We start from the raw sequence: 7,036 nt of genomic DNA on the forward strand, positions 1-7,036 counted from the left end.
TGGTGATCAGCGACTCGACCGCCTGGGCGCCGATCTGTTCCGCCGGGATCGTCACCGACGACAACTGCGGCACCTGACGCTCGGCCACGTCGTCCGCGCAGATCGCCACCAGCGCCATGTCCTCCGGCACCCGGCGGCCGAGCTGCCGCAGGACGTCGAGCAGCGGCCCGATGATCGGCTCGTTCTGCACGACCAGCCCGGTCAGGTCCGGGTGGTCGTGCAGCAGCTGCCCGACGGTCTGCAGGATCGCGTCGAACGTGTGCTCACACGGCGTCTCCACCCCGAGCACACCCCGCCGTACGGCGGCCTCGGCGAAGCCGGTGAGCGTGCGCTGCGCGAACCCGGTCTGCCGCTCGTACACGGCCGACGGCGTACCGAGCAAGGCGAGCGAGCGATGCCCGCGGTCGGCCAGGTGGTCGACGCAGAGCGCTCCGGCACGTACGAAGTCCAGGTCCACACACGTCAACCCGTCGGCCTGCTCCGGATACCCGATCAGTACCGACGGCAGCGGCAGCTCGCGCAACACCGGCACCCGTTCGTCGTGGAGCTCGACGTCCATCACCACCACCGCGTCGACCAGCGCGCTCTGCGCCACCCGCTCCAGCCCGTCCGGGCCTTCGTCGGCGGTCAGCAGCAGTACGTCGTGATCGAACCGGCGGGCCGTGGTCACGACGGCGGCCGCGAACTGCATCATCACCGGCACGTGCATCCCGGTCCGCAGCGGCATCACCAGGGCCAGCACGTTCGACCGCCGGCCGGCCAGCGCGCGGGCACTCGCGTTCGGCCGGTACCCGAGGGCGCGGACACTGCGCTGGACGCGCTCGCGGGTGTCAGGCGAGATCGTCCGTTTGCCGCTGAGCACATAGGACACCGTGCTGGTCGCCACCCCGGCGTGCCGCGCGACGTCCGCGATCGTGACCATCCCGCCATGATGGCACCTGACTGACCAAGATGCCGAGCAGTACGAGTGCGAGTCCGCCTGCCTGTCGGCCGGTCAGTACGTCGCCGGACCACAACACGCCGAGCAGTACGCCGGTGACCGGGTTGAGCAGGCCGATCAGGCCGACGGTCGCCGCGGGCAGCCGCCGGAGCCCGGCGAACCACGCGGTGAAGGCGAGCGCGGTGGCGACGAGGCCGACGTACGTGAAACCGGCGACGGCAGGAAGGTCGAGGTGCGGCGGTGCGCCCTCGATCAGCAGTGCGAACGGGATCAGGACCAGACCGCCCGCGATCAGCTGCCACGCCGTGGACGCGATCGAGGCGCGGCCCCACTTCTTGGCCAGCACGTACCCGAACGAGGACATCGTCAACGCGGCCGCCGAAGCCGCCACTCCGCGCAGGTCGACCGCGGCCGATCCGGTGCCGAGCAGCAGTACGACGCCCGCGATGCCGGCGGTCGCACCGGTCAGGACGAGGACGGTCGGCCGCTCCGCGAGCAGACCCCAGGCGAACAGCGCCATCGTGAAGGGCGCCGCGGACATGATCGTCGACGCCAGGCTGACCGGGAGCAGCTGCGACGCAAGGTAGATCAGTGCGAAGAACGCGCCCATGTTGCAGATCCCGAGCACGAGCGACCGCCACCACCAGACGCCGCGGGGGAGTTGCCGGGCCAGCGCGAGCAGCAGGAGCCCCGCGGGCAGTGCGCGGAAGACCCCGCCGTACAAGGGATGTCCGGCGGGCAGGTACTCGTGCGTGACGAAGTAGTTGGTGCCCCACGCGATCGGTGCGATCGCGGTGACCAGCGTCCAGCGGAAGGTATCTTCCATGGAAAACACTATATCTTCCCGGGAAGATATAGTGGAACCCGTGGACCACGTGGCCAGAATCCAGGCGGAGTGGCAGGCCGAGCGGCCGGACGTCGACACCGCACCGCAGGGCGTGATCGGCAGGCTGCACCGGATCGCCAACCAGCTGACCGGCGAGCTGACGCTGCTCTACGCGCAGTACGGGCTGACCGAGGGCGAGTTCGACGTACTCGCGGCGCTGCGCCGGGCGGGAGCGCCGTACGAACGGGCGCCGGGGGAGATCGCGCTGCACACGATGGTGACCACCGGAGCGGTCACGAAGCGCGTCGACCGGCTGGAGTCGGCCGGTCTGGTCCGGCGGCGACGCAGTGATGCGGACGGCCGCGGCCGGGTGGTCCGGCTGACGCCCGCTGGACGGCGGCTGATCGATAAAGCGTTCACGGCGCACATGGCGAACGAGCAGCGCCTGCTGAGCAGCCTCGCGCCCGCTGAGCGGGCACAACTGGAGACCTTGCTGACCGCCTGGCTCGCCCACCTCGAACCTCCCGGCTGACTCACCGGGGAGACACGTGCGGGCGGAAGTGCGCCCACTTGCGTGGAGGTCGTATATTGCCTGCTCAGGGCCGCCGTACAGCCGGCGTCCCCTTGAAGTTTCAGGAGAGTGAGTGGGCGGACCTCATGTCGTCATGCTCGTTGCGAACGACATCACGAACGACACCCGGGTACTGAAGGAAGCCGTCGCACTGGGGAAGGCGGGCTACCGGGTGACCCTGCTCGGCGTGACGACCGCCGGGCGTACGTTGGTGGACACCATCGAGGGCGGGGTCGTGATGATCCGGCTGCCGGGGCGTTTCGTGCTGCGCGACGAGCGGAACCGGCGGCGGCACGAGCGGCGCAGCCGGCGGCTGATGGGCGTTCAGGCGGACCCGGCGCGCTCGGCCCGGATCGCCGCGCGGGTCGCCGACCTGCGCGCGGAGTCCGGCCGGGCGCTGGCCGGCCGCCGGGACGGCACGATCGGCCGCGTGGGCTTCCATGCCGGGCGGGTGGCCCGCGCCGTACGCCGCCGGCGGTGGCAGCTGGCGCAGACCGCGCTGTCGTCCGGGGCGTGGCTGACCGACTACGAGAGCCGGAAGGCGTCCGATCTCTGGCAGTGGTGGGACGGCTGGCTGCCGGCCCGGCGCGGGATGGTGAACTGGCGTTCGATCATCCCCGAGGCGGACGACTACGAGGCGATCTTCGCCGACATCCTGGACGACCTGCGCCCGGACGTCCTGCACGCCCACGACATGCACGTGATCGGTGTCGCCTCCCGCGCCGCCGGCCGGGCCGCGCTACGTCGGCGGACCGTGAAGGTCGTGTACGACGCCCACGAGTACGTCGCCGGCCTGTCGGAGTACGGCGGACGCACGCCGCGCACGATCGCCGCCTGGGCTCAGCACGAGCGGGAGTACATCAAGACCGTCGACCGGGTGGTCACGGTCAGCCCGGAGATCGCGCGGACGCTGCACACGCGGTACAAGCTGGACCGCGAGCCGACCGTGGTGATCAACAGCCCGCAGCTGTCCACCGAGGCCACGTCGGGTACCGACATCCGGACGGCCGCCGGGCTCGCGGACGACGTACCGCTGCTGGTGTACAGCGGTGGAATCACCCGGGCGCGCGGTGTCGAGACCGCGGTCGCGGCGCTGCCGTCGCTGCCCGGGACGCACCTGGCCGTGGTCTGCGTACCGCACGCTGGGACGCGCCCGGTCGCCGAGCTGCGGGACCAGGCGGCCGAGCTGGGCGTCGCCGACCGCGTGCACTTCCTGGACCCGGTGCCGACCAGCGAGGTGGTGCCGTTCCTGCGGACCGCCGACATCGGCCTGATCCCGATCCTGCGGTACCCGAGCCACGAGATGGCCCTGCCGAACAAGGTCTTCGAGTACACGTTCGCCGGACTGCCCGTGGTCACCAGCGACATGCCGACGCTGGTCGAGTTCGTCGGCAAGACCGGGATCGGCGAGGTGTTCGCGGTCGAGGACCCGGACGACCTGGCCGCCGCCGTACGGCGGATCCAGCGCGACCCGGCCGGGTACCGGGAGCGGACCACGGATCCCGGGCTGCGCAAGGAGATGTCCTGGGAGGCACAGGCCGGGCACCTGCGCGACCTGTACGCCGAGCTGGTCGGTCCGCCGGTGCTCGAGAAGGAGCCGCCCAAGCTGGTGATCGGCCCGATGGGCGCCCCCGCGGCCGAGCGGTGGGTCCGCGAGCTCGGCCCGGTCGCGAGCATCCGGGAGAAGCTCACGCTCCGCGACCTGGACGGCATCACCCACCTGCTGATCGAGGACTGGCAGTCGCCGCTGGAGAGCGAGCAGCTGCTGACCGATCTGCCGATGCTGGCGGCGTCCCGGGTCAAACACGCGGTCGTGGTGTACGGACGCGTCGATCGGGAACAGGTCCGCCGCAAGGCCAGGAGGTACGGCGGCACCGTCTTCGTCACCGATCGCGTCATCGCGGACGCCGTCGCCGGCACTCGGTGGTTGCCGGCCGGGCCCGCGGGGACCGAGGTACTCCGGGCCTTCCTGGCCGAGTGACACGCCGGGACCCGGCCTGTCGCCAGGTGAACCGATAGGGGATGATGCCGACCGTGACCGGACCACAACGCGAGCTCGCGCCGACGCCGTCGGAGGCCGATCCGGCCCTCACCGGCCTGACCGTCGGGCTCGGCGGGCGGGCCGGCCGGTTCGCCCGGCCGAGTTCGTCGTGGTGGACGCCGCTGCGGATCGCGCTCGCGGTCTGCACGATCACGTTCGGTCTCGGCGTACTGCAGAAGGCGCCGTGCATGGAGGCCGGCTGGGACCGGCAGAGCTGGCGGCCGTTCAAGGCGCTGTGCTACTCCGACATCGGGTTCCTCTACCAGGAACGCGGTTTCGCGGAGGGGAACCGGCCGTTCCTGGACACCGGCAACTACCCGGTCCTGGAGTACCCGGTGCTGACCGGCGGTTTCATGGAGGTCGCGGCGCAGATCACCTGGCTGATGACCGGCGACCCGAAGAAGGACATCTCCGTCGAGCAGAAGCGCGCGACGGCGGGTGTGTTCTTCGTGGTCAACACCGTGATGCTGTTCCTCTGCGCGTTGCTGATCGTCGGTCTCACGGTCGCCACCGCGCGCGGCGTCGCGACCCGCCCGGGCGCGGCCCGTGGGCAGCCGCTGAACGCCCTGTATGTCGCTGCCGCACCGGTACTGGCGTTGACGTCGACGATCAACTGGGACCTGTTCGCGGTCGCGCTGACGGCCGGGGCGATGTACGCGTGGTCGCGCGGGAAACCGGTCTGGTTCGGTGTACTGCTCGGGCTCGGGACCGCGGCGAAGTTCTACCCGTTCCTGCTGCTCGGGCCGTTGCTGATCGTCTGCCTGCGCGGCCGGAAGCTCTGGCCGTGGCTCCAGGCGACGATCGCGGCCGGGGTCGCCTGGGGGCTGGTGAACGCGCCGATCTACCTGCTGGCCAAGAACGAATGGCTGTCGTTCTGGCAGTTCAACGACCAGCGGGAGAGCGACTACGGCTCGATCTGGTACGTGCTCAAGCTCGCGAACCACGAGGTCGCCGACGTGAACCAGCTGAACCTCGTGATCTTCGCCGGGCTCTGCCTGTCGATCGCGATCCTCGGACTGATGGCGCCTCGGCCTCCGCGCTTTGCGCAGCTTGCGTTCCTGGTCGTGGCGGCGTTCCTGCTGATCAACAAGGTCTACTCACCGCAGTACGTGCTGTGGCTGCTGCCGCTGGTGGCGCTCGCGCGGCCGCGGCTACGGGACTGGCTGATCTGGCAGGCCTGCGAATGCTTCTACTGGATGCTGGTGTGGATGCATCTAGCGCAGTTCCTGCAACCGGGTGACCCGAACGTGCCGGACCGGATCTACTGGTTCTCGGTGATCCTGCGGATGGCCGGCACGCTCTGGCTGATGCTGGTGGTCGCCCGCGACATCCTGCTCCCGGAGAAGGACCCGGTCCGCCAGGGTGACCTGGTCGACGACCCGTCGGACGGCGTCGGGTCGCGGGTGGTCGCCGTACCGGCCTGATGAATGTCTACTAGATAGATCATATTTCGAGACAAAGGCCGGGCGGGGTCCGCGGCGATCTACCGTCGGTGTCATGAGGCCGACGCTGACCGTGATCGTGGATCCCGCCGACCGCTGGATGAGCCGCGCCGCGTGTATCGGTCAGGCGCCGGCGTACGACGAGACCGCGACGCGCTGGGAGCAGCGCAAGGCGCGGGAGCTGTGCCTGCGGGCGTGCCCGGTGCTGGAGGAGTGCCGCGAGTGGGCGCGGCGGACGAAGTACACCGGGACGGCCGCCGGCGAGACCCTGCTGTACGGGCGTCGCCGGGGCCATCCGGAGTCTGCCGCCAGTTAGAGCCGTCCGGCGACTGCCACTGCGAGTTTCTGGATGGCGGCGGGGGAGTGCGAGAAGTACAGGGACGGTTCGATGAGCTCGATCTCCATCAGCAGGAACCTGCCGTTGACCACGACGCCGTCGACGCGGGCGTAGGCCGGTGCGGGGCCGGAGGCCGTCAGTGCGGCCCGGGCGCTCTCGAGTACGTCCGCCGGCGGCTCGCTGAGGACGGTCCGGCCGCCGTGGGACTCCTGGACCCGGTAGTCGCCGTCCGCGGGGCGCTTCACGACCGCGTGGCTGAACTCGCCGTCGAAGAACAGCAGCGACCACTCGCCCTCGGTCTGGATCTCAGGGACGAACGGCTGCACCAGGTACACGAGGTCCGGCAGCTCGGCGAGCGCCTGCTCGAGCTCCGGGGAACCGGCGACGCCACGGACCGTGTGCAGGGCGTTGCCGCTCACGGTCGGCTTGATGACGATCTGCCGGCCGGCCAGCCCGGCGACGACCTCGCGCAGGCACGGGCCCGCCGCGACCTGCGACGGCACGATCGCCACGCCGCGCTCGCGGAGCTCGAGCAGGTAGCGCTTGTCGCTGTTCCAGCGGACCAGATCGGTGTTGTTGAGGACCGGTACGCCGGCCTTGTCGAGCTGGGCGAGCCACTCGGTGAACTCGGCGTACAGCCGGAAGTAGTCCCAGACGGTGCGCAGCAGCACCGCGTCGTACACGGACCAGTCGACCGACGGGTCGGTCCAGACCTCGACCACCGGCTCGAGGTCGTGCGCCCGGAGCGCGTCGAGCAGCGGGCGGTCCTCAGGGTGCAGCTCAGCGAGCTCGGCCGAGGTCGCGAGGGCGATGCGTTTCGTCACGCTCGCCAGTGTTGGCGGGCAGGGGCGGTGCGGTCAAACCTGATTCGGCAACGAA

At 70.5% G+C, this 7,036-nt stretch carries 7 protein-coding genes; 4 read left to right on the forward strand and 3 right to left on the reverse strand.

Annotated elements, in window-relative coordinates:
- On the reverse strand, positions 1-922 hold a 922-nt coding region (locus tag VFF46_RS26930; protein WP_325040014.1), incomplete at its 3' end, for a LacI family DNA-binding transcriptional regulator.
- On the reverse strand, positions 831-1,766 hold the full coding sequence (locus VFF46_RS26935; protein WP_325040015.1) for an EamA family transporter: 936 nt from the start codon (positions 1,764-1,766) through the stop codon (positions 831-833). The genes VFF46_RS26935 and VFF46_RS26930, both read right to left, overlap by 92 nt.
- Positions 1,767-1,806: 40 nt before the next feature.
- On the opposite strand from VFF46_RS26935, the gene VFF46_RS26940 reads away from it, so the two are divergent.
- The 4 genes from VFF46_RS26940 (at position 1,807) to VFF46_RS26955 (ending at position 6,136) form a co-directional block, all read left to right on the forward strand.
- A complete protein-coding gene (locus VFF46_RS26940) occupies positions 1,807-2,298 on the forward strand; it encodes a MarR family transcriptional regulator (RefSeq protein ID WP_325040016.1) in 492 nt (163 codons plus the stop codon).
- 133 nt (positions 2,299-2,431) lie between these two features.
- Complete coding sequence (locus VFF46_RS26945; RefSeq protein WP_325040017.1) at positions 2,432-4,318, forward strand: glycosyltransferase family 4 protein; 1,887 nt, start codon at positions 2,432-2,434, stop codon at positions 4,316-4,318.
- Positions 4,319-4,362: 44 nt separating this feature from the next.
- The gene (locus tag VFF46_RS26950; protein ID WP_325040020.1) at positions 4,363-5,802 is read left to right on the forward strand and encodes a glycosyltransferase family 87 protein; all 1,440 of its coding nucleotides are present in this window, start codon (positions 4,363-4,365) and stop codon (positions 5,800-5,802) included.
- A gap of 73 nt (positions 5,803-5,875) precedes the next feature.
- Complete coding sequence (locus VFF46_RS26955) at positions 5,876-6,136, forward strand: WhiB family transcriptional regulator (protein WP_325040018.1); 261 nt, start codon at positions 5,876-5,878, stop codon at positions 6,134-6,136.
- Here the strand turns inward: VFF46_RS26955 and VFF46_RS26960 are convergent.
- Positions 6,133-6,981 carry a hypothetical protein gene (locus VFF46_RS26960; RefSeq protein WP_325040019.1) on the reverse strand — a complete coding sequence of 283 codons (849 nt, stop codon included), beginning with the start codon at positions 6,979-6,981 and terminating at the stop codon, positions 6,133-6,135. The two genes, VFF46_RS26955 and VFF46_RS26960, sit on opposite strands and share 4 nt — an antisense overlap.
- Positions 6,982-7,036: the final 55 nt, after the last annotated feature.

Source organism: Kribbella sp., assembly GCF_035655035.1.
Classification (GTDB): domain Bacteria; phylum Actinomycetota; class Actinomycetes; order Propionibacteriales; family Kribbellaceae; genus Kribbella.

Coding starts and splice junctions, on each gene's coding strand:
- VFF46_RS26935 (WP_325040015.1), bottom strand. CDS start 1,766: ATGGAAGATACCTTCCGCTGGACGCTGGTCACCGCGATCGCACCGATC.
- VFF46_RS26955 (WP_325040018.1), top strand. CDS start 5,876: ATGAGGCCGACGCTGACCGTGATCGTGGATCCCGCCGACCGCTGGATG.
- VFF46_RS26950 (WP_325040020.1), top strand. CDS start 4,363: ATGCCGACCGTGACCGGACCACAACGCGAGCTCGCGCCGACGCCGTCG.
- VFF46_RS26945 (WP_325040017.1), top strand. CDS start 2,432: ATGCTCGTTGCGAACGACATCACGAACGACACCCGGGTACTGAAGGAA.